This window comes from Alteromonas sp. 38, from assembly GCF_902506055.1.
Taxonomy (GTDB): domain Bacteria; phylum Pseudomonadota; class Gammaproteobacteria; order Enterobacterales; family Alteromonadaceae; genus Alteromonas; species Alteromonas lipotrueae.
Genome location: NZ_LR733300.1, coordinates 2,626,137 through 2,645,247, shown reverse-complemented (window position 1 = coordinate 2,645,247; position 19,111 = coordinate 2,626,137). Strand labels below are relative to the sequence as shown.

Annotated in this window: 15 protein-coding genes; 13 read left to right on the top strand and 2 right to left on the bottom strand. The window is 44.5% G+C overall.

The features are described 5' to 3' along the window. Positions 1 to 151: 151 nt before the first annotated feature. From FLAVO9R_RS11475 to pckA, 9 genes are all read left to right on the top strand, one after another. Positions 152 to 838 (top strand): 4-carboxy-4-hydroxy-2-oxoadipate aldolase/oxaloacetate decarboxylase, encoded by a 687-nt coding sequence (locus FLAVO9R_RS11475; protein WP_159531408.1) that lies wholly within the window; start codon positions 152 to 154, stop codon positions 836 to 838. After that, the gene (locus tag FLAVO9R_RS11470; protein ID WP_232370635.1) at positions 835 to 1,953 is read left to right on the top strand and encodes a 4-oxalomesaconate tautomerase; all 1,119 of its coding nucleotides are present in this window, start codon (positions 835 to 837) and stop codon (positions 1,951 to 1,953) included. Before FLAVO9R_RS11475 ends, FLAVO9R_RS11470 begins: the two co-directional genes overlap by 4 nt. A gap of 94 nt (positions 1,954 to 2,047) precedes the next feature. Next, a complete protein-coding gene (locus tag FLAVO9R_RS11465) occupies positions 2,048 to 3,067 on the top strand; it encodes an amidohydrolase family protein (protein ID WP_159531406.1) in 1,020 nt (339 codons plus the stop codon). Beyond that, positions 3,064 to 3,966 carry an amidohydrolase family protein gene (locus tag FLAVO9R_RS11460; protein ID WP_159531404.1) on the top strand — a complete coding sequence of 301 codons (903 nt, stop codon included), beginning with the start codon at positions 3,064 to 3,066 and terminating at the stop codon, positions 3,964 to 3,966. Before FLAVO9R_RS11465 ends, FLAVO9R_RS11460 begins: the two co-directional genes overlap by 4 nt. 16 nt (positions 3,967 to 3,982) lie before the next feature. Then, complete coding sequence (ligA, locus tag FLAVO9R_RS11455; RefSeq protein WP_159531402.1) at positions 3,983 to 4,375, top strand: protocatechuate 4,5-dioxygenase subunit alpha; 393 nt, start codon at positions 3,983 to 3,985, stop codon at positions 4,373 to 4,375. Then, positions 4,368 to 5,207: a class III extradiol dioxygenase subunit beta gene (locus tag FLAVO9R_RS11450; protein WP_159531400.1), complete on the top strand. Its 840-nt coding sequence runs from the start codon at positions 4,368 to 4,370 to the stop codon at positions 5,205 to 5,207. Before ligA ends, FLAVO9R_RS11450 begins: the two co-directional genes overlap by 8 nt. Before the next feature lie 9 nt (positions 5,208 to 5,216). Further along, entirely contained in the window at positions 5,217 to 6,155 is a 939-nt protein-coding gene (locus FLAVO9R_RS11445) for a Gfo/Idh/MocA family oxidoreductase (protein WP_159531398.1), read from the top strand. 28 nt (positions 6,156 to 6,183) lie between these two features. Beyond that, positions 6,184 to 7,170, top strand: a complete 987-nt coding sequence (locus tag FLAVO9R_RS11440) for an aldo/keto reductase (protein ID WP_159531396.1) — start codon at positions 6,184 to 6,186, stop codon at positions 7,168 to 7,170. A gap of 135 nt (positions 7,171 to 7,305) precedes the next feature. Then, a complete protein-coding gene (gene pckA, locus FLAVO9R_RS11435) occupies positions 7,306 to 8,940 on the top strand; it encodes a phosphoenolpyruvate carboxykinase (ATP) (protein ID WP_159531394.1) in 1,635 nt (544 codons plus the stop codon). 137 nt (positions 8,941 to 9,077) lie between these two features. On the opposite strand, the gene FLAVO9R_RS11430 is transcribed toward pckA, so the two are convergent. Together FLAVO9R_RS11430 and FLAVO9R_RS11425 are read right to left on the bottom strand one after the other, a co-directional pair. Then, on the bottom strand, positions 9,078 to 9,602 hold the full coding sequence (locus tag FLAVO9R_RS11430) for a DUF3237 domain-containing protein (protein ID WP_159531392.1): 525 nt from the start codon (positions 9,600 to 9,602) through the stop codon (positions 9,078 to 9,080). Between the two features lie 61 nt (positions 9,603 to 9,663). Then, the gene (locus FLAVO9R_RS11425) at positions 9,664 to 12,573 is read right to left on the bottom strand and encodes a TonB-dependent receptor domain-containing protein (protein ID WP_159531390.1); all 2,910 of its coding nucleotides are present in this window, start codon (positions 12,571 to 12,573) and stop codon (positions 9,664 to 9,666) included. Positions 12,574 to 13,279: 706 nt separating this feature from the next. Between FLAVO9R_RS11425 and FLAVO9R_RS11420 the strand changes: the two genes are divergently transcribed. From FLAVO9R_RS11420 to FLAVO9R_RS11405, 4 genes are all read left to right on the top strand, one after another. Next, positions 13,280 to 14,905 (top strand): tannase/feruloyl esterase family alpha/beta hydrolase, encoded by a 1,626-nt coding sequence (locus FLAVO9R_RS11420; protein WP_159531388.1) that lies wholly within the window; start codon positions 13,280 to 13,282, stop codon positions 14,903 to 14,905. A 53-nt stretch (positions 14,906 to 14,958) separates the two neighbouring features. Next, a complete protein-coding gene (locus FLAVO9R_RS11415; RefSeq protein WP_159531386.1) occupies positions 14,959 to 15,993 on the top strand; it encodes an AraC family transcriptional regulator in 1,035 nt (344 codons plus the stop codon). A gap of 267 nt (positions 15,994 to 16,260) precedes the next feature. Beyond that, on the top strand, positions 16,261 to 17,607 hold the full coding sequence (locus FLAVO9R_RS11410; protein ID WP_201299260.1) for an MFS transporter: 1,347 nt from the start codon (positions 16,261 to 16,263) through the stop codon (positions 17,605 to 17,607). A gap of 42 nt (positions 17,608 to 17,649) precedes the next feature. After that, positions 17,650 to 19,047 carry an aldehyde dehydrogenase gene (locus FLAVO9R_RS11405; protein WP_159531384.1) on the top strand — a complete coding sequence of 466 codons (1,398 nt, stop codon included), beginning with the start codon at positions 17,650 to 17,652 and terminating at the stop codon, positions 19,045 to 19,047. Positions 19,048 to 19,111: the final 64 nt, after the last annotated feature.

Below are 19,111 nucleotides of genomic sequence, written 5' to 3'. Positions count from 1 at the left end.
ATTGTTTCCTTCTTTATTTGTTAATAAAGTGTGACTGCATACATTAATCAATTAAGTGAGTGAGGCATAAGACATAGCCAGTGGCTTTAAAAACCAATGTTGCTGACTTACTCATTTAGCGTTTTCGAAATCTCCTATACCGAGGTGAACTATGTCGGTTTGTTATACAGATATACCGCGTCCAGACGAGGCGGTAGTTGCTAAGTATCAGGGCGCAGAAGTGGCCACTGTGCATGAAGCCCAAGGCCGCAAAGGCTTATTAGCGGATTACATGCGTCCAATCTATAAACCCGCAAAAATTGCTGGCCCTGCGGTGACGTGCGAAGTCGCGCCAGGAGATAACTGGATGATTCATGTAGCGGTCGAGCAATGTCAGCCTGGTGACGTTTTAGTGGTTAAACCGACGAGCGCGAGTAGCGATGGTTTTTTTGGCGACTTATTGGCTACGTCATTGAAAGCACGCGGTGTACGTGGGCTCATTATTGAAGGTGGCGTGCGTGACACGGCAACGCTTACCGAAATGAACTTTCCGGTTTGGTCGAAAACTATTTTTTCTCAGGGCTGCGTGAAAGAAACCATTGCTAACGTTAACGTGCCGATCACCTGCGCCAATGCTTACATTCGCCCTGGTGATATGGTCGTGGCTGATGAAGATGGTGTCGTTGTGGTTAAACGGGAAGAGGCCAGTGAGGTATGGGGGAATGTTGAAAAACGCATGTCTAACGAAGAAGCCAAAAGAATACGTTTTGAAAACGGTGAATTAGGGTTAGACATTTACAACATGCGAGAGCGCCTTGCCAATAAAGGCTTAGTTTACGCTAAGTATGAAGATAAATGAAAATGCAGGTAAACCCCAATAAGAACGGCAAGGTACAACACGCTGTTCCGTGCTGTCTATTTCGAGGCGGCACATCCAAGGGGCTATATTTTCTTGCTGAAGATTTACCTCAAAACGCTGATGAGCGCGATCAGGTTCTATTGCGTTTGATGGGGTCGCCTGACCCTCGCCAAATCGATGGTTTAGGTGGCGCACATCCCCTTACCAGTAAAGTCGCTATTGTGAGTAAATCAGAGCGCGACGATGCAGATGTAGATTACCTTTTTGTGCAAGTCGTCGTAGATAAGGCGCAAGTCAGTACGGCGCAAAATTGCGGCAATATTCTGGCTGGAGTTGGCCCTTTCGCAATTGAAAAAGGCTTGGTACCTAGCAGCGTTAGCCATACTGACGTGCGAATTCATATGCTTAATACCGGTGCAAATGCTACTGCGCGAGTAGAAACCCCGGGGGGCATGGTTAATTACCAAGGTAACGCACAAATAGATGGCGTGCCTGGCAGCGCAGCACCTATCTTTCTCGATTTTTTAAATATTGCGGGTTCAAGCTGCAAAAAAATGTTCCCCACCGGAAACGCCCAAGATGTGATTTTAGATGTACCGGTAACATGCATAGACAACGGCATGCCAGTAGTTCTGATTAACGCACAGTCATTCGGGTTAACCGGTGCAGAGTTACCTAGCGAGCTTGAAGCAAACGAAGCATTAAAAGCTAACGTTGAGGCTATTCGTTTAGAGGCCGGTAAGCTAATGAACTTAGGTGAAGTGAGTAACAAAACGGTGCCTAAAATGAGCCTGATTTCACCTGCGTTACAAGGCGGGTTAATCAATACCCGTACCTTTATTCCTCATCGAGTTCACGATGCAATTGGCGTGTTGGGCTCAGTGAGCGTTGCGACGGCCTGTGTATTAAGCGGCACAGTAGCAAACGAGCTAATTCAGAAAAGCTTTGATGACAGCGCTATGGCTATTGAAGTTGAGCATCCGACAGGCCAGTTTACCGTCGAAATGGAAGTTTCTGGTAGCCACGATATTAGCCAGTTTTATGTAAAGCGTGCTGCCTTATTACGCACTGCGCGTTTGTTAATGCGCGGCGAGGCAATGCTGTCGTGTGAATAATAACGAGCACAAATTAACCCATTAACTTTTACTGTTGCCCGTTACGTCGTTGGTATGTTGATGAACAAGCAACAGGTGAACTTAGGATAACAACATGATCATAGATTGCCACGGTCACTACACTACCGCACCCGAACCCCTACAGCTATTTCGCGAAGCGCAAATAGCTGCTTTTAAGGCAGGTAAAGCCTTGCCAGAAGTTCCCTATATTAGTGACGATCAAATTCGCGACAGTATCGAGAAAAACCAAATTAAGTTGCTAGACGAGCGTGGTTTGGATATGACCATATTCTCACCTCGTGCTTCAGCAATGGCACATCATGTCGGTGATGAGACCGTATCAAAGCAATGGACCAGTGTGTGTAATGACCTAATAGCAAGGGTAGTTGAGTTATATCCAGAGCGCTTTATAGGTGTGTGTCAGCTACCCCAGTCTGTGGGTGTACCGATTAAAAATTCGATTCAAGAGCTGGAGCGTTGTGTAAAAGAAAAAGGGTTTGTTGGATGCAACCTAAATCCAGACCCATCAGGGGGGCATTGGAATTCTGCGCCTTTAACTGACCCAAGTTGGTATCCATTCTACGAAAAAATGGTAGAGCTTGATGTGCCGGCCATGATCCACGTATCAGGTTCATGTAACGCCAATTTTCATGCCACAGGTGCCCACTATATGAATGCTGATACCACCGCATTTATGCAGTTCTTAGAAGGTAACTTGTTCAAAGATTTTCCAACGTTACGATTCATTATACCTCATGGGGGCGGCGCAGTTCCTTATCACTGGGGACGCTATCGAGGCTTGGCCGATATGCTTAAGCAACCGCCGCTTCGCGAACATGTAATGAAAAATGTCTTTTTTGACACCTGCGTTTATCACCAGCCAGGTATCGATTTGTTGTTCGACGTGATTGATATCGACAACATTTTGTTTGGGTCTGAAATGATTGGTGCCGTTCGCGGTATTGATCCAGAAACCGGTAACTATTTTGATGATACGAAGCGCTATGTAGATTCGATAGCGTTGTCAGAGGTAGATAGACAAAAGGTGTATTCAGGAAATGCTCGCCGAGTTTATCCCGCGCTAGGTAAAAAATTAGAGGCGATGGGGTTATGAGTGCATTTACCAAAGATGCGGATTGGTTAGATTGGCATCCATCACCTTCAAAACCTACATATATGGTGCCAGCCGGCGCCGTGGATGCCCACTGCCATGTATTTGGTCCCGGCGATAAATTTCCGTTTGCACCGCAGCGAAAATACACCCCTTGTGATGCTTCTAAACATCAACTTTGGGCACTACGCGATTATCTCGGTTTTAGTCGAAATATATTGGTACAAGCTACCTGTCACGGGGCAGACAATCGCGCTTTGGTTGATGCGCTTAATACATCAGAAGGGCTAGCTAGAGGTGTGGCTACTGTCACTGAAACGGTTACCGATGCTGAACTTGATGCGCTCCACCAGGCCGGGGTTAGAGGTGTTCGTTTTAACTTCGTGAAGCGCCTTGTTGACGCATTGCCTTTTGATTCCCTAAAGCGCATTGCGGCAAGAATTAAAGAGCTAGATTGGCATATTGTCATTTATTTTGAAGGGCAAGAGCTTCCAGAGCTTTATGAGTTCTTCACTAATTTGCCAACCACGGTAGTGGTTGACCACATGGGCAGACCTGATGTCACTAAACCTTTAGATGGTCCTGAATTCGCCTTGTTCTTGAAGCTAATGCGTGAAAATGAAAACTTTTGGTCGAAAGTCAGTTGTCCAGAACGTTTATCTGTTGAAGGCCCGTCAAAGCATTATTTAGATGTAGTGCCTTTTGCACGCACCGTGGTAGAGCAATTTTCAGACCGCGTGTTGTGGGGGACAGACTGGCCTCATCCAAATATGAAAACCCATACGCCTGATGACGGCATGCTGGTGGATATGCTGCCTTTAATTGCACCAACAGACTCGTTACAGCAAAAGCTACTTGTCGAAAACCCCATGCGCCTGTATTGGCCTGAACAGGTTAAATAGAGTTGAGGAAGCAATAATGTCTTTAGATAAGTCTTATCAAAAAATCCCAGGAACCACCATTTTTGATGCAGAAATGGGCAGACGAGGTTATCACCTCAACCAATTTTGTATGTCGTTAATGAAAGCAGAAAACCGCGCACGGTTTAAAGCTTGTGAGCGTCAGTATTTGGATACATGGGATATGAGCGAAGAACAAAAGGAAAGTGTGCTAGCAAGAGATTACAACCGAATGATGGCTACAGGGGGCAATATTTATTTCCTTGCAAAGATATTCTCATGTGACGGGCTCAGCTTTCAGTTTGCGGCAGCAAGTATGACTGGTATGAGCCAACCAGACTATGCACAAATGATGTTAAACGGTGGTAGGACACCTACTGGCAATATGTATAAGGAAAATAATAATGGCTAAGATTACCGCCGGCGTTGCTACGTCGCACGTTCCCGCTATTGGCGCAGCCATTGATAATGGTAAAACCAACGATCCTTATTGGAAGCCCTTGTTTGCAGGCTATGATTTTGGGAAAGAATGGATACAACAGAGCAAGCCAGATGTCGTCATTCTGGTTTACAACGACCATGCCTCTGCATTCGATATGAATGTTATCCCTACCTTTGCGTTAGGTTGCGCTCCCTCTTTTGCACCAGCTGATGAAGGGTGGGGGCCGCGGCCAGTGCCTACAGTCATGGGGCACCCTGAAATGGCCTCGCATATTGCACAATCGGTTATTCAGCAAGATTTCGACTTAACTATCGTTAACGACATGGACGTAGATCACGGGTTGACCGTACCTATGTCTCTTATGTTCGGTCAGCCCGAAATGTGGCCATGCAAGGTTATCCCCTTGGCGGTAAATGTGGTTCTGTATCCCGCGCCATCGGGTAAGCGATGCTATGCACTAGGTAAAGCCATTCGAAACGCTGTTGAAAGTTTTGATGAAGATCTCAATGTTCAAATTTGGGGAACTGGTGGAATGAGCCACCAACTACAAGGCCCTCGTGCTGGGCTAATCAATCAAGAGTTCGATAACAATTTCTTAGATCGCATTGTCGATGATGCGGAGAATTTAGCGCAAATGCCTCATTTTGACTATTTGAATCAAGCTGGTTCAGAAGGGGTTGAATTAGTCATGTGGATGGTCATGCGTGGCGCCTTAAACGACAAGGTGGAAACGAAAAAGCGCTTTTATCATGTACCCGCATCGAATACGGCCGTTGGCCATCTTATATTAGAAAATAAATAGGAATTAATTATGAAAGTAATCGTAGTAGGACCTGGTGCATTCGGAATAAAACACCTCGAGGGCATAAAAAATATTGATGGTGTTGATGTGGTGGCGTTAGTAGGCCGTTCTGTTGAGAAAACGCAAAAAGTTGCAAATGAATATGGCATTGAGCACGTATTTACTGACTTAGCTGAAGCACTTAACATTGACGCCGATGCAGTTATTTTATGTACGCCTACCCAACAACATGCCGAGCAATCCATTCAATGCATGAAAGCAGGTAAGCATGTTCAGGTAGAGATCCCTCTCGCGGACAGCTGGTTTGATGCTGAAGCTGTTATGAAGGTGCAAGAGGAAACGGGGTTAACTTGTATGGTGGGACATACACGTCGTTTTAACCCTTCGCACCAATGGATAAATAAGCGCATTACCGCCAATGAACTGAACATCCAACAAATGGATGTACAAACTTACTTTTTCCGTCGTAAAAATATAAATGCGAAAGGGGAGCCTCGTTCTTGGACCGATCACCTGCTATGGCATCATGCTGCCCATACCGTTGATTTGTTTGCCTATCAAGCCGGCAGCAAAATTGTAAAGGCGAATGCCTTGCAAGGGCCGATTCACCCTGAGCTAGGTATTGCCCTTGATATGTCTATTCAGCTACAAGCGGAAAATGGCGCAATTTGTACGCTGTCGCTGTCGTTTAACAATGATGGACCTCTAGGGACATTCTTCCGCTATATTTGTGACAATGGCACTTATATCGCACGCTACGATGACTTGGTTAACGGCAAAGAGGAAACTATTGATGTGTCTACTGTAGACGTTTCAATGAACGGGATTGAATTGCAAGACAGGGAGTTTTTTGCCGCTATTCGAGAAGGTCGAGAGCCTAACTCAAGCGTGGGGCAGGTATTAAACTGCTATAAAGTACTGCACGATCTTGAGCAGCAATTGGTGTGACAGCATAACGATGTAACAGGGGGATGGCGTGAAACAACGAATACTTGCGGGACAACACGTATCGGAAATCGGTTTAGGCTGTATGAACTTAAGCCATGCTTATGGTCATCCTTTATCTGAAGCCGATGCGGCGGAGGTTATTACCGAAGCGGTAGAGCTTGGCGTAACCCATTTCGATACCGCGGCATTGTATGGTTTTGGTAAAAACGAAGCCTTGTTGGGGAAGTTACTCAAGCCCCATCGGCAGCGTATTTTTTTAGCAAGTAAATGTGGTATGACGGGCGTTGACGGTAAGCGCGTAATTGATGGCCGTCCGGCCACGTTGCGCGCCACCCTTGAAAAGACGCTAACCAGCTTACAAACCGACAGTATCGATTTATATTACCTTCATCGCTGGGACAAAAATGTACCAATTGAAGATAGCGTTGGTGAGTTATCACGAATGGTTGAGGAAGGGAAAATCCAAGGGATAGGACTAAGCGAAGTGTCGTCCCACACTTTGCGCAAAGCCCATGCCGTGCATCCCATCGCGGCACTTCAAACAGAATACTCGTTGTGGACGCGAAATGCAGAAATTTCAGTACTTGAAGCTTGTGCTGAACTAGGTACGGCCTTTGTGGCATTTTCGCCGTTAGCCCGTGGCTTTTTGAGCGGAAAAGTGACGGATAGTAGTGGCTTAATTGAAGGGGATATTCGCAAAGGTATGCCGCGTTTTCAAGCCGAACATATGCAAAAAAACCTACCTTTGTTGACCGCGCTAAATGGGATTAGTCAGGTACATCAGTGCTCAATGGCGCAAGTCAGTTTGGCGTGGTTACTACAGCAAGGCCGCCATATTCATTTAATTCCTGGTACTACTAAACTGCCACACCTTCGTGAAAACGTTAAGGCGTCAAATGTAACCTTGAGTGGCAGGGAAATTGAAACCTTGAACAGGGTATTCGACCATCAAAAAATTAGTGGAAAGCGATACCCCGCAGCTACGCAGTTGGAAATCGATACCGAAGAATTTTAACAGTGGTTTCGCTAATCTATTGCCTAGCCTAATCCATATGTTGCAGCGCGCCAATGTCTAATAAATAAAACGGCGCGCGTAAAATAACAATGAAAAACATCAATCTCTACTCTACACCCTTAAGGAAATAACCCTATGCGAGTGCTGCAAGAACCTCATTCCGACATTGGAAAAAGCGATATCAATTTATCGACGTTAGGCATTACCGATAACCCAGAAATAATCTATAACCCAAGCTATGAAACCTTGTTTACTGAGGAAACTAATCCATCTTTAATTGGGTTTGAGAAAGGTCATCAAACTGAGTCCGGCGCTATTTCAGTCGACACTGGGGTTTTTACCGGCCGCTCGCCAAGAGATAAGTACATTGTTAAAGATGACACTACACGAGAGACCATTTGGTGGTCTGATCAAGGTAAGAACGACAACAAAGCCATGACACCAGAAACTTGGTCTCACCTTAAAGGCCTGGTTACCGAGCAACTGTCGGGTAAACGTTTATTTGTTGTTGATGCCTTCTGTGGTGCTAACGACAATACCCGTTTAAGCGTGCGCTTTGTAACCGAAGTAGCGTGGCAAGCTCATTTCGTGAAAAACATGTTTATTCGCCCAAGCGACCAAGAGCTTGAAGACTTTGAGCCCGATTTTGTTGTGATGAATGGCGCTAAGGTGGTGAATAACAAATGGCAAGAACAAGGTTTACATTCTGAAAACTTTGTAGCATTTAACCTTACTGAGAAAATTCAAATTATTGGCGGTACATGGTATGGCGGTGAAATGAAAAAAGGGATGTTCTCAATGATGAACTACTTTTTGCCGCTTAAAGGTATTGCCTCTATGCACTGTAGTGCTAACGTGGGTGAAAAAGGGGATGTCGCCATATTCTTTGGATTGTCAGGCACAGGCAAAACTACGCTGTCTACTGATCCCAAAAGAGAGCTTATAGGCGATGATGAACATGGATGGGATGACAATGGCATCTTTAACTTTGAAGGTGGTTGTTACGCCAAAACGATTAACCTCAGTGAAGAGAACGAACCGGATATATACCAAGCCATAAGGCGAGATGCGTTATTAGAAAACGTGGTTGTAAATGCTGACGGTAAGATAGATTACGACGACAACGCAAAAACTGAAAATACACGGGTGTCATACCCAATAAATCATATCGACAATATAGTTAAACCTATATCTCGCGCAGGGCACGCCAATAAAGTCATTTTTCTTACTGCGGATGCATTTGGTGTACTCCCATCGGTATCTAAGTTAACTCCAGAACAAGCCGAATATTATTTTTTATCGGGCTTTACCGCTAAGTTAGCCGGTACCGAGCGAGGAATAACAGAGCCTGCTCCCACCTTTTCCAGTTGTTTTGGCGCAGCATTTTTAAGTCTGCACCCGACCAAATACGCAAATGTGTTACGTAAACGGATGTTAGCATCAGGGGCTCGCGCCTATTTAGTCAATACGGGCTGGAATGGGAGCGGCAAGCGTATATCAATCAAAGACACCCGTGCCATTATAGACGCAATTTTAGATGATTCGATTGAGCAACATACTACCGAAAATTTACCCATTTTTAATTTAGAAATTCCATGTTCGATAGATGGGGTTAGCCCTGAAGTGCTCGACCCTCGACACACTTATTCAAAGGCCGAGGAATGGCAAACCAAAGCAAAAAGTTTAGCGACGCAATTTGTCGAGAACTTCGAAAAGTTTACCGATGTGGAAAATGGTGCTGCGCTCGTGTCTTCAGGCCCACAATTGTAGATATTGTAGAAGGTTGACTGGCTACGATTTAATAAGCATATTATTGTTTAAATCTTCATGTATAAGAAAGGGCGATGTTGATCATCGCCCTTTTTTATATGTGTAGCGTGTTGAGATACATTTAGGTTGGTGTGGAATTAGCGTACTTCATAAACGCTAATTACTACTGACCGTGGATTATGTCGCGACTGTATGGTTCCCACAAAAAAAGACGTATTTAGCCAGTCGTATTGACCCTTTGGGGCGTGAAACACAGGGCGCGTAAACGCATAACGACTTCCGGTAAGGTGGTGCACTATCCCCTTGTTGTGAATAATAATAGTTGTGCCATCATGGGTTTTAATCGTATACAGCGCCTCAATGTTTTTCACCTTGTCGGGCCGGTCAACTTGCCAATCAGCCCCCCCCGGCACAACATGGCCGCGGATATCGTTCCCTTGAAAGCTGCCTCCGGTTATGGGCACTATGTAGCGATGGCCGTCATCGGTATTGCCCACATCGACTTTGTCACCCAATAATACGTTTATTTCCAAAACCGGTTCGGTGGCGATCTGCGGTAAAGGGGAGGGTGATTTAATGAGGGGAAGGTCGTTGTCAGTGTGTGGGGAAGAATGAGCTATTAATGAAAATAGTAAGGATAAAAATAATGCAAAGGTTCTCATGCACTTTCTCCGATAAAAAAAGGGCGCTGCATGCGCCCTGTACTGTTACTAACACAGCGACCTAAATTTTGAGTGAAGCCTGTAAATACATAGTGCGACCAATTGCGTCAAATACGCCCTGGTTGGTCACACCTACAGAGCCGCCAATGACAGGTGGTTCTTTGTCTGTGAGGTTGTTCACCCCGCCTCTAAGAGACAAGTTTTCTGTTATTTGGTAGCTACCTGATAAATCAATATAGCTATAGCTATCGCTGCCTGCGGTATCAGATTCTGGGTTATTAACCACGCTTACATCATCCATACTTGATGTATAGCGCCATCTTGCTGTTAGAGAAAATACATCATGATTTAGGGTGATGCTGTTCATCACTTTCCAATCAGGGTAGCTTTCTGAATTAGATATTGTGCCTGCAAAATCCTGATATGGACTGTCTTCAAATACAGCGGTTTCGAACTTATTCAAATGGTTTGCAAAACTCATAATTTCAATGGTAGTTGAGTCGCTAATAAAACTGGCTGGCAACGACCAATTAAAAGAAATATCGAGACCACTCGTCTTATAGCCACCTAGATTCAAATAAGGTTGATTTACATACGAAAAGATACCACTGGACTGGCGCTCAAACTGCTGACAGAAAAAGTTTTCAGTGTCATATGAAGGGTTAGAGCCGTCTAAGTTGTAGCATTTGGCCAGCGATTGATCTGCTGGAATAGCAGCAATTGCTTTATCTATTTCAATACTGTAGAAGTCCACCGTTAAGGACATATCTTTCAAATACGCTTCGGTAAATGGTGACTCTATTACTGCACCGAGGGTAATAGAGTCAGCCTCTTCTGGAGACAATGTTCTATCGCCATAGGTAGTAGTTACTAACGCATCTGAAGGCTGACGAAAGCGCCCCAGTAGAGAAGGGTTAAGCCCGGTTGCTATGCACAAATTAGCAATTGCTTCGGCATTCTCCCCTGAAAGGCCGGGGTGACGATAGTCACAGGGATCGCCGCTACCACTGTTCGGCGAGCCAATTCCAGATACTTGTTGTGTTCCTGCATTGAAGAACTCTTCAGCGTTAGGAGCACGTAAAGCACTCTGGTAGCCTGTGCGTAATAACACATTACTGATTGGACGCCAATCTAACTCTGCCTTGTAAGTATTTGCGGTGCCAGCCAAATTGTATTCAGAGAAGCGATAACCTAGTGTTAAGTTAAGTGATTCCGCAAATTCATGTCCACTTAGTAAAGGAACATATACTTCAGCGGATATCTCCTTAATATCAATACTACCTTCCGTATACTGCGAAGCTGAAAGGCTTGCTAAACGGTTCGCGGCAATGTCATCATCAGGTTTAAATTCGTATGAATTTTTTCTATAGTGGGCGCCTAATGCGAAGCGCACTTCACCAGCATCTAACTCCATCAACATCCCTTCAAGCAAACCTTCTACAACGGTCTGTTCTAAAGTGGTGGTGTTAAGTGGTGTTCTGGAAATATAGGCTAAACACTCGTCAGAAACTTGGCTTAAGCCATTAAAAACCTGATACCCACCGCTACAAATACTATCGCCGCCATCTGGCGCATCAACAAGTTCTTGCATTGCGGTGTAACTAACTGAGCCTGAAGTCGTTTGGTCTTTATTAACTGTGCGACCTTGCGATACGTGAATATTCCAGGACATATCACGGCTATCGATATACCCGCTAAGTCCTACCAAACCTTGCCATACCTCAGACTCAGTATTGTAAGTTCTAGGGCCAGCCGCACCAAATCGCACTTGATATTCAACTGGGGCATCTGGCGTGTTGCGTGAAGCTAGCAACGTAGAGAGCGCTTCATTTTGCGCTAAGTAGGGGTTAGTAACCGGAACGAATACGCTCCAAGGTGCAGCAAGAACTGGTTCAGAGCCAATATTTTGGGCTTCACTGTTTGAATATTGAAAATGACCATAAGCCGTAATTTCATTATCTAAGGTATAGTCCGCTTTACCAAAAATGGCTGTGCGCTCTAACGGTACTTGAACATAGTTATTATACCCTGGGTGATAACCAAACGAACTATCGGTCTTAATGAAAGGCGCGTCTGTTGGTCCTCTATAGTTAGTCGCTCTGCCGCCACTAACGGCAAATATTGTATTGTCATCATTAACACCGAAAAAACTTCTATTGCTTACACCTGAAATACCATACGAGGCAAATAACGCATCAACGGCAGCTTGGCTAGGGGCTACATCCGGGAGTGTGCGGCTATAAGGGGTGAAGCCACTAGGGTTCTGTTCTAAGAAGAAGGGCCTTTCTTGAATAGATATCCCTTTGCGATCTACATATTCTGCGCTAATAAAAGCGTTACCACGGGAGTCGGCAAAATCACTGCCATAGGCTAACCCATACAGTGTGCTTAATCCGTCACCATCTTTAGGCTGCGTCAACTTGGCGGTAACTTCAATACCATCGAGATCTCGACGACTTTTAAAGTTCACCACGCCAGACATTGCATCAGAACCATAGGTCGCTGATGCACCTCCGCTGACAATTTCAACACCGCCAATTGCATTTGAAGGTAATGTGTTGATATCGATGGCGCTATTGGCGCTTGAAGACTGCAAGCGTCGACCATCGAGTAGCACTAGATTGCGCTGAGGTCCCAATCCCCTAAGGTTTAACGTAGATTGCCCAACCGTTCCGCCGGAGCTACTATTACTAAAGTTCCCCGTCCCTGGTTGAAACTGAGGAAGTTGGCGAAGGTAGTTATCTATAGTGGCATCACCAGACACAGCAAAATCTTCAGCAGAAGTTGAGATGGTTGGACTGGAGGAGACCAAGTCTTTGCGCTTTATGCGAGTGCCGGTAACCTCTATGGTTTCAACAACTGATTCGTCAGCCGCTGTTTGATCTGATGGGACTTGTGCCTGCACCATGGCAGGCGTTAACAAGATATTTAATAAGACCGCTAGTTTTGTTTTTGTGTGCTTTTTAGTCATTGCATTCCCCTTGTAATGCTTATGTTTCCTAATCGTTTCGTCTATATCTATAAAAAACTAAGAGCACTAACTTCACGGTGTATTCTCGTTTTATAGAATTGATGGCAAATATTTGAATGTTGCTTAAGTGTTTAATTTGTTGTGAAGATGTTAATGGCGTGCGGATTTAATGAAATGGCAAAAAATGACTAAATAATTGCCATTTAGTGACAATTAGTATTTTATGCAAAGTGTAAGGGGCTCTCGTTGACGAAAGTTAATCGGTCAATGCGGTGTATAGCGCTGCGTAGCTCGCCTTTTATACCAGCAACAGCGCTTACAATAGGAAGGTATAAATATTAGTAATTTCCTACTAAGTTACTGTAACTATAGGTAATTACGCAAATCCATACGTCAAATAATGTCACGCAGCGTTTTTAATCGTTTAATAATATTCAATGAGGTACTAATACCTTATAAAAGCACAACAGCATTTAGGTGAGAACGCTTTTTCAATTTATGTGCATAAAATTGGTTTTGGCGTGATATGTCACATTAATTGTCATTCTGTGCCATGTTAAATAATATACAAACAATTAACATGTTTATTGCTTGGCCTCAGATACCGCGTGATTTGGTAAAAAAGAGGATGGAGCGGGTGGTCAACCGCCTTCAACAGATAGCTCAAATGCTATATCGACCTATAAATTATGATGAGAAGATTTTTGTGAATATACCTACGCTAGTTGCTTCTGCCTTATTGGGGACCGTGATAGTAAGTGCATGTGCACCAACGCAATCAATCGAACCGCAAGGCATTACAAATGATCCTACTATTCTAACTGGCGCAGAGCGTTGTGCAGCCTTAATCAATACGAAAAATAGTCGGGTTGCGTTAGAGATTACAGAGGCTACGTACGTAAAAAATGTCGATGGCATTCCTCCACAGCAACATAAGCTGCGACAATTACAACGGGAATCGTTTAAACCCTATTGCAAAATAAGTGGTTATTTTGAACAAAGAAAGGGTGTAAATAACGCGCCGTATGCCATTGGTTTCGGTTTATCGCTTCCAGATGATTGGAATGGAAAGTTTTTATTTCAAGGCGGCGGAGGTCTAAATGGCTTTATTCGAGAACCATTGGGTGCACTGGCAGCAGGAGATACACCAGCCGTATTTAGAGGCTATGCGGTAGCCACTACCGACAGTGGACATCAAAGCAAAAACCGATTCGATACTACCTTTTTCGAAGATCAACTTTCACTGTTAAATTTTTACTCGGGTGCGATTGAAAAATCGACGGCGTTGGCCCTACAGATTGTCGAGGATGTTTACCAAGCGCCGCCTGACAATAAATATTTTGTTGGCTGTTCTACAGGAGGACGTGAAGCGCTCACCATGGCGCAACGTCAGCCAGAGCTATTCAATGGTGTGATAGTGGGAGCGCCAGCTAGGCAAACCAATTACTCAGAGGTAGCAGACCTATGGTCGGCCAAGCGCCTGCATCAAGCCAGTAGTATACCCAATTCAACCCCTTTTTCGAAGGCGCAGCAACACGCAATTGTGACAGAGGTATTGGCGCAATGCGATTATAAAGACGGGCTTATAGATGGTTTAATTTTTAATGTGGAAGCGTGCGACTTCAAACCAGAAAAACTTATCTGTAGTAACAATTCAGACGCAAAAGCATGTATTGATGCATCGAGTGCCACCGCATTGAATGAAGCTTTCGCAGGGCCTAAATACGACAGTGGTAGACAAATTTACCCTGGTTTTTATTTTGATACCGGCATTAGCGCTAGCGGGGAAAAGTCGGTACCTGGGTTGTTGCAAGCGAAGGCTGGACCGTTAGGCCGTCAGTATGCAAAAGAAGATTTCAATCTCGAAAAGCAACTTGCATTGGCTGAGAATTTTCCTTTAGCAGGAGGCAATGCATTACTCACTAATTTATCGAGCTTTGCCCACAAAGGCCATAAAGTCATGTTTTTTCATGGTGTGAGTGACCCTTGGTTTTCTGCTAAAGACACATTGCAGTATTACCAACAGATGCGCAAAGATAGTGGCAATTCTGAATTAGCCTCCCAATGGTCACAGTTTTATTTTGTACCAGGCATGGGACATTGCCGAGGCGGCGAAAAGGCACTGGATAACTTCGATATGCTAACTCAATTAGAGCATTGGGTTGAACATAACCAAGCACCTGAATTCATTCTAGCCACTGGCGATTCCATGCCTGATATCAGTCGTCCGCTGTGTCCTTATCCGCAAATTCCTATTTATGATGGGCTCGGTGATACCTCAAAGGCAACGTCGTTTGTCTGTAAAGTATCGAAACCGGCAAGTGCAAAGTAATAGACGGGCAATATAGTGGTTCAATAGCGCGGTTAATAACCTTTGGAAGTGACATGCGAAATAAAAGCGAATACGGAACGGGTTGTAATCACTATATTAGTGCGCTTTATCATTTGTCTAAAAAAATTGGCTTAGATGCAGATGCGCTATTGGCGCAGGCAAACATATCTAAAGACATCATAGACAAACCAGAAATACGCGTAAAAACAGAGAGTTTGTCTATTTTTCAAAAAGCCTGCTGGGATGGCTCTAAAGAAGAAAGTATGGGGCTGCTGCCTCAACGTCTTGAGCTGGGTACCTACTACATGATGGGTAAGCTAACCGTTAATCAGCCTACGTTACAAAAGGCGTTAGAATTAGGCGCACGCTTTTATAATTTGGTCACTCGTTTCGAATTTATTTCAGTAGATGTCGGTGCTGAAGTGACTGTCATGTCATTTAACAATGTTTTTCCAGAAGACGATTTTGGCCACTTGTTTGCTGAAATGTGTTTGCTAGCTTGGCACCGTTATGCATCATGGTTAATCGCTGATGCACTTCCTTTGATTGAAACAAGATTCAATTATCCCAGTCCACAGCACGCAAGAGAATACAGTTATTTATTTCCAGGGATCCACCGGTTCGAATGTGCGTCGCTGAGTTTAGTTTTCCCTAGCCACTATTTGTCACTTGGGGTGAAACAGAACGAGTCTTCATTGAAGTCCTTTATGCATAATTGCCCGCTTGAATTATTCCGCCAGTATAAGGCTGATTATAGCGTGTCGACAGAAGTGAAACGTATTATAAATCGAACGATTACTGCTGGTAATACCTCGATTGACGACGTTGCAGCTAGTTTGTACATGACCACACGTACCATCATGCGTCGCCTGAAAGAAGAAGGCTCTTCATTTCAACAAATCAAAGATCTTGTTCGACGCGACAAAGCCATTACGCTGTTAACGCTTTATTCTTTGCCCATTAAAGAGGTGGCAGAAAAGGTGGGGTATTCAGACCCGGCCGTTTTCACTCGAGCGTTTAAAAGCTGGACGGGTGAATCTCCACGTCAGTATCGAGACAAATATAACCAAAGTACTGCACCATATTAAGTCTCATCTTTACCCTTAATTTCTGCTAGGCCTTTTATGACAAGCGGAAAGGTTTGCAATATTAATTGATATAAATTTCACCATGTCATTTTATGCATGTTATTTAGTCGTAATCTGCCATTCAAGATTTGTACACATAACATTAACATCTTTATCATCTAATCCGACTGGATTTACAGATATGTAACACTTACTAAGGCAATCGCTTAGCCAATATCTGAAAAGTCCTTTTTATAAAATATAACGAAACTAAACGGATAACACTTGATGGGTCAAAGTCCAGCGAACATGCTTAATCATTCTCCTATGAGCCAACTGCAAATAGTCGCCGTGATAATTTGTATCGCGCTCAATGCTTTAGACGGTTTTGACGTGTTAGCAATAAGTTTTGCATCTCCAGGCATCGCAGCAGAGTGGGGTATTAACCGGGCAGAACTAGGTGTTGTCCTCGCCATGGAAATGTTTGGTATGGCATTAGGTTCAGTTATTCTAGGTAATGCGGCGGACAGATTCGGCCGCAAGCCTACCATCCAGTTTTGTTTAATACTGATGACGTCGGGTATGTTCTTGGCCGCAATGGTAGATACGGTTAATCACCTTTTAATGGTCCGTTTTCTTACCGGTTTAGGTATTGGGGGAATGCTAGCATCCACCAACGCTATGGTCGCTGAGTTTGCTAATCAAAAATTCAGACATTTGTGCGTCATTATTATGGCTACGGGTTATCCCCTCGGTGCCATTGCTGGCGGGTCAGTGGTGTCAGTGTTACTAGAGACCCATACTTGGCGTTCTATCTTTGTTTTTGGTGGCAGTGTTACGGCGATGTTTTTAGTGATAGTCGCTTGGCTTCTACCTGAGTCAGTTGAATATTTATCGAATAAACAGCCAGCTAATGCGCTGCAGCGTATTAACGCCACGCTGACCAGAATGGGGCATCAAGGGATTGTGCAACTGCCTGAAAAGGTGCTCACGGTTAAAAAATCAAGCTTCAAGATACTCCTCTCAAAAGATTTAAGGGTGCTGACATTATTATTGATGCTGGCCTATTTCGCCCAAATCATGACCTTTTACTTCATTTTAAAGTGGATCCCTAAATTTGTAGTCGATATGGGCTTTGCACCCGCGCAAGCTGGACAGGTGTTAGTTTGGGCCAACGTTGGTGGTGCGATAGGTGCCATATTACTCGGGTTACTAACCCACAAAATTAAGTTACATAAATTGTTAATTGGCGTGCTGCTTATCGCGTTCGTGATGGTGTCAGTGTTTGGTCGCGGTTATGAGTCATTAAGTAGCTTAGCGATGGTGTCAGCAGCAACGGGTTTTTTCACCAATGCAGGTGTAGTGGGGTTATATGCACTTATGGCTCAATCCTTCCCTTCTGATGTGCGTGCCAGTGGCACGGGCGTCGTGATTGGTTTTGGGCGAGGCGGAGCAGCAATAAGCCCTATCGTTGCAGGTTATCTATTTACTGCAGGTGTAAGCCTTCAAGGGGTGTCTATAGCAATGGGGACGGGAGCCCTCGTCGCTGCACTTTCCATATTTTGTATTGGTATTTTTCAACATCGAACTAGCAACAAGAAATCCTTATCAACTAATAAAAAATCAGTGATTTGACTTAAGTCTAGGCCAAATACGATAACAAATTGCGGAGAAAATATGAATTTTCAGCGAATTAACCCATTAACTGGCGAGCCTGCAAGCGAAGCCGTAGCGATGCAAAGTAGTGACATGGCAGCTATTGCACAAAAAGCACAGCAAGGCTTCAAGCTCTGGTCTGTAATGGGACCAAATGCCCGCAGGGCGGTATTGAATGAAGCGGCACTCGCATTAGAATCGCGCCAAGAATCATTTGTAAATGCCATGATGAATGAAACCGGCTCTACCGCAGGGTGGGCAATGTTTAATTTAAATTTGGCAGTGTCGATGTTGCGAGAAGCATCTTCACTTACCACACAAATAAGTGGGGAAGTTATTCCTTCAGATAAACCTGGGTGCCTAGCATTGGCACAACGGGTGCCTGTCGGCGTTATTTTAGGCATTGCGCCATGGAATGCACCAATCATTTTGGGTGTTCGTGCTATTTCTACCGCGCTGGCTTGTGGTAACGCCGTTATCTTAAAAGCATCTGAAATTTGTCCACTTACCCACTCGTTAATTATCGAAGCGCTAGAAGAAGCTGGGTTTCCAGATGGTACGGTAAATATTGTGACGAATTCACCTCAAGACGCAGGTGAAGTTGTCGGTACGCTTATTGATTGCCCAGAGATAAAGCGTATTAACTTTACCGGTTCTACCACTGTAGGTCGCATTATCGCTAAGCGAGCAGCAGAAAACCTCAAGCCCTGTCTACTTGAGCTAGGTGGTAAAGCGCCCATGCTTGTACTGGAGGACGCCGATTTAGAAGAAGCGGTTAAGGCCGCGGCGTTTGGTGCCTTTATGAATCAAGGACAAATTTGTATGTCGACAGAGCGCCTAGTGGTTGTCGATGCCGTTGCGGATGAATTTGCAGCTCAGTTCAAGCAAAAAGTTGAAACTATGCCTACCGGCGATCCTCGTGAAGGTAATACGCCTTTAGGGGCGGTGGTAGATAAGGCAACTGTGCTGAAGGTCAATAGTTTAATACAAGATGCTGTGTCGAAAGGCGCAACAATACTCGTTGGTGGCACCAGCGACACAGTCTTGATGAAAGCCACCGTTATTGATGGCGTAACCAAAGACATGGCGATTTACAGTGAAGAAAGTTTTGGTCCTGTTGTTGCCATTATACGGGCAACCGATGAGCAAGATGCCATCGAAATATCTAACGATTCAATTTACGGCTTAAGCGCTGCAGTATTCACTAAGGATACTGCAAAAGGACTGAAGGTAGCCGGTCAAATTAATTCAGGAATTTGCCATGTTAATGGCGCGACCGTTCACGATGAAGCTCAAATGCCTTTTGGCGGGGTGGGGGCGTCAGGGTACGGACGATTCGGTGGTAAAGCTGGGATTGATCAATTTAGCGAGTTGCGTTGGATCACGGTTGAAACCCAACCGAGCCATTACCCAATTTAATGCTAGCGGACCATTAAGCCCGCTAGCAATTTGATATTAGTTTATTTGCACAAGAGGAATATGT

Excerpts from the sequence above, each read along its gene's own strand:
- FLAVO9R_RS11475 (WP_159531408.1), top strand. The coding sequence starts at position 152 with ATGTCGGTTTGTTATACAGATATACCGCGTCCAGACGAGGCGGTAGTT.
- FLAVO9R_RS11470 (WP_232370635.1), top strand. The coding sequence starts at position 835 with ATGAAAATGCAGGTAAACCCCAATAAGAACGGCAAGGTACAACACGCT.
- FLAVO9R_RS11465 (WP_159531406.1), top strand. The coding sequence starts at position 2,048 with ATGATCATAGATTGCCACGGTCACTACACTACCGCACCCGAACCCCTA.
- FLAVO9R_RS11460 (WP_159531404.1), top strand. The coding sequence starts at position 3,064 with ATGAGTGCATTTACCAAAGATGCGGATTGGTTAGATTGGCATCCATCA.
- ligA (WP_159531402.1), top strand. The coding sequence starts at position 3,983 with ATGTCTTTAGATAAGTCTTATCAAAAAATCCCAGGAACCACCATTTTT.
- FLAVO9R_RS11450 (WP_159531400.1), top strand. The coding sequence starts at position 4,368 with ATGGCTAAGATTACCGCCGGCGTTGCTACGTCGCACGTTCCCGCTATT.
- FLAVO9R_RS11445 (WP_159531398.1), top strand. The coding sequence starts at position 5,217 with ATGAAAGTAATCGTAGTAGGACCTGGTGCATTCGGAATAAAACACCTC.
- pckA (WP_159531394.1), top strand. The coding sequence starts at position 7,306 with ATGCGAGTGCTGCAAGAACCTCATTCCGACATTGGAAAAAGCGATATC.
- FLAVO9R_RS11430 (WP_159531392.1), bottom strand. The coding sequence starts at position 9,602 with ATGAGAACCTTTGCATTATTTTTATCCTTACTATTTTCATTAATAGCT.
- FLAVO9R_RS11425 (WP_159531390.1), bottom strand. The coding sequence starts at position 12,573 with ATGACTAAAAAGCACACAAAAACAAAACTAGCGGTCTTATTAAATATC.
- FLAVO9R_RS11415 (WP_159531386.1), top strand. The coding sequence starts at position 14,959 with ATGCGAAATAAAAGCGAATACGGAACGGGTTGTAATCACTATATTAGT.
- FLAVO9R_RS11410 (WP_201299260.1), top strand. The coding sequence starts at position 16,261 with ATGGGTCAAAGTCCAGCGAACATGCTTAATCATTCTCCTATGAGCCAA.
- FLAVO9R_RS11405 (WP_159531384.1), top strand. The coding sequence starts at position 17,650 with ATGAATTTTCAGCGAATTAACCCATTAACTGGCGAGCCTGCAAGCGAA.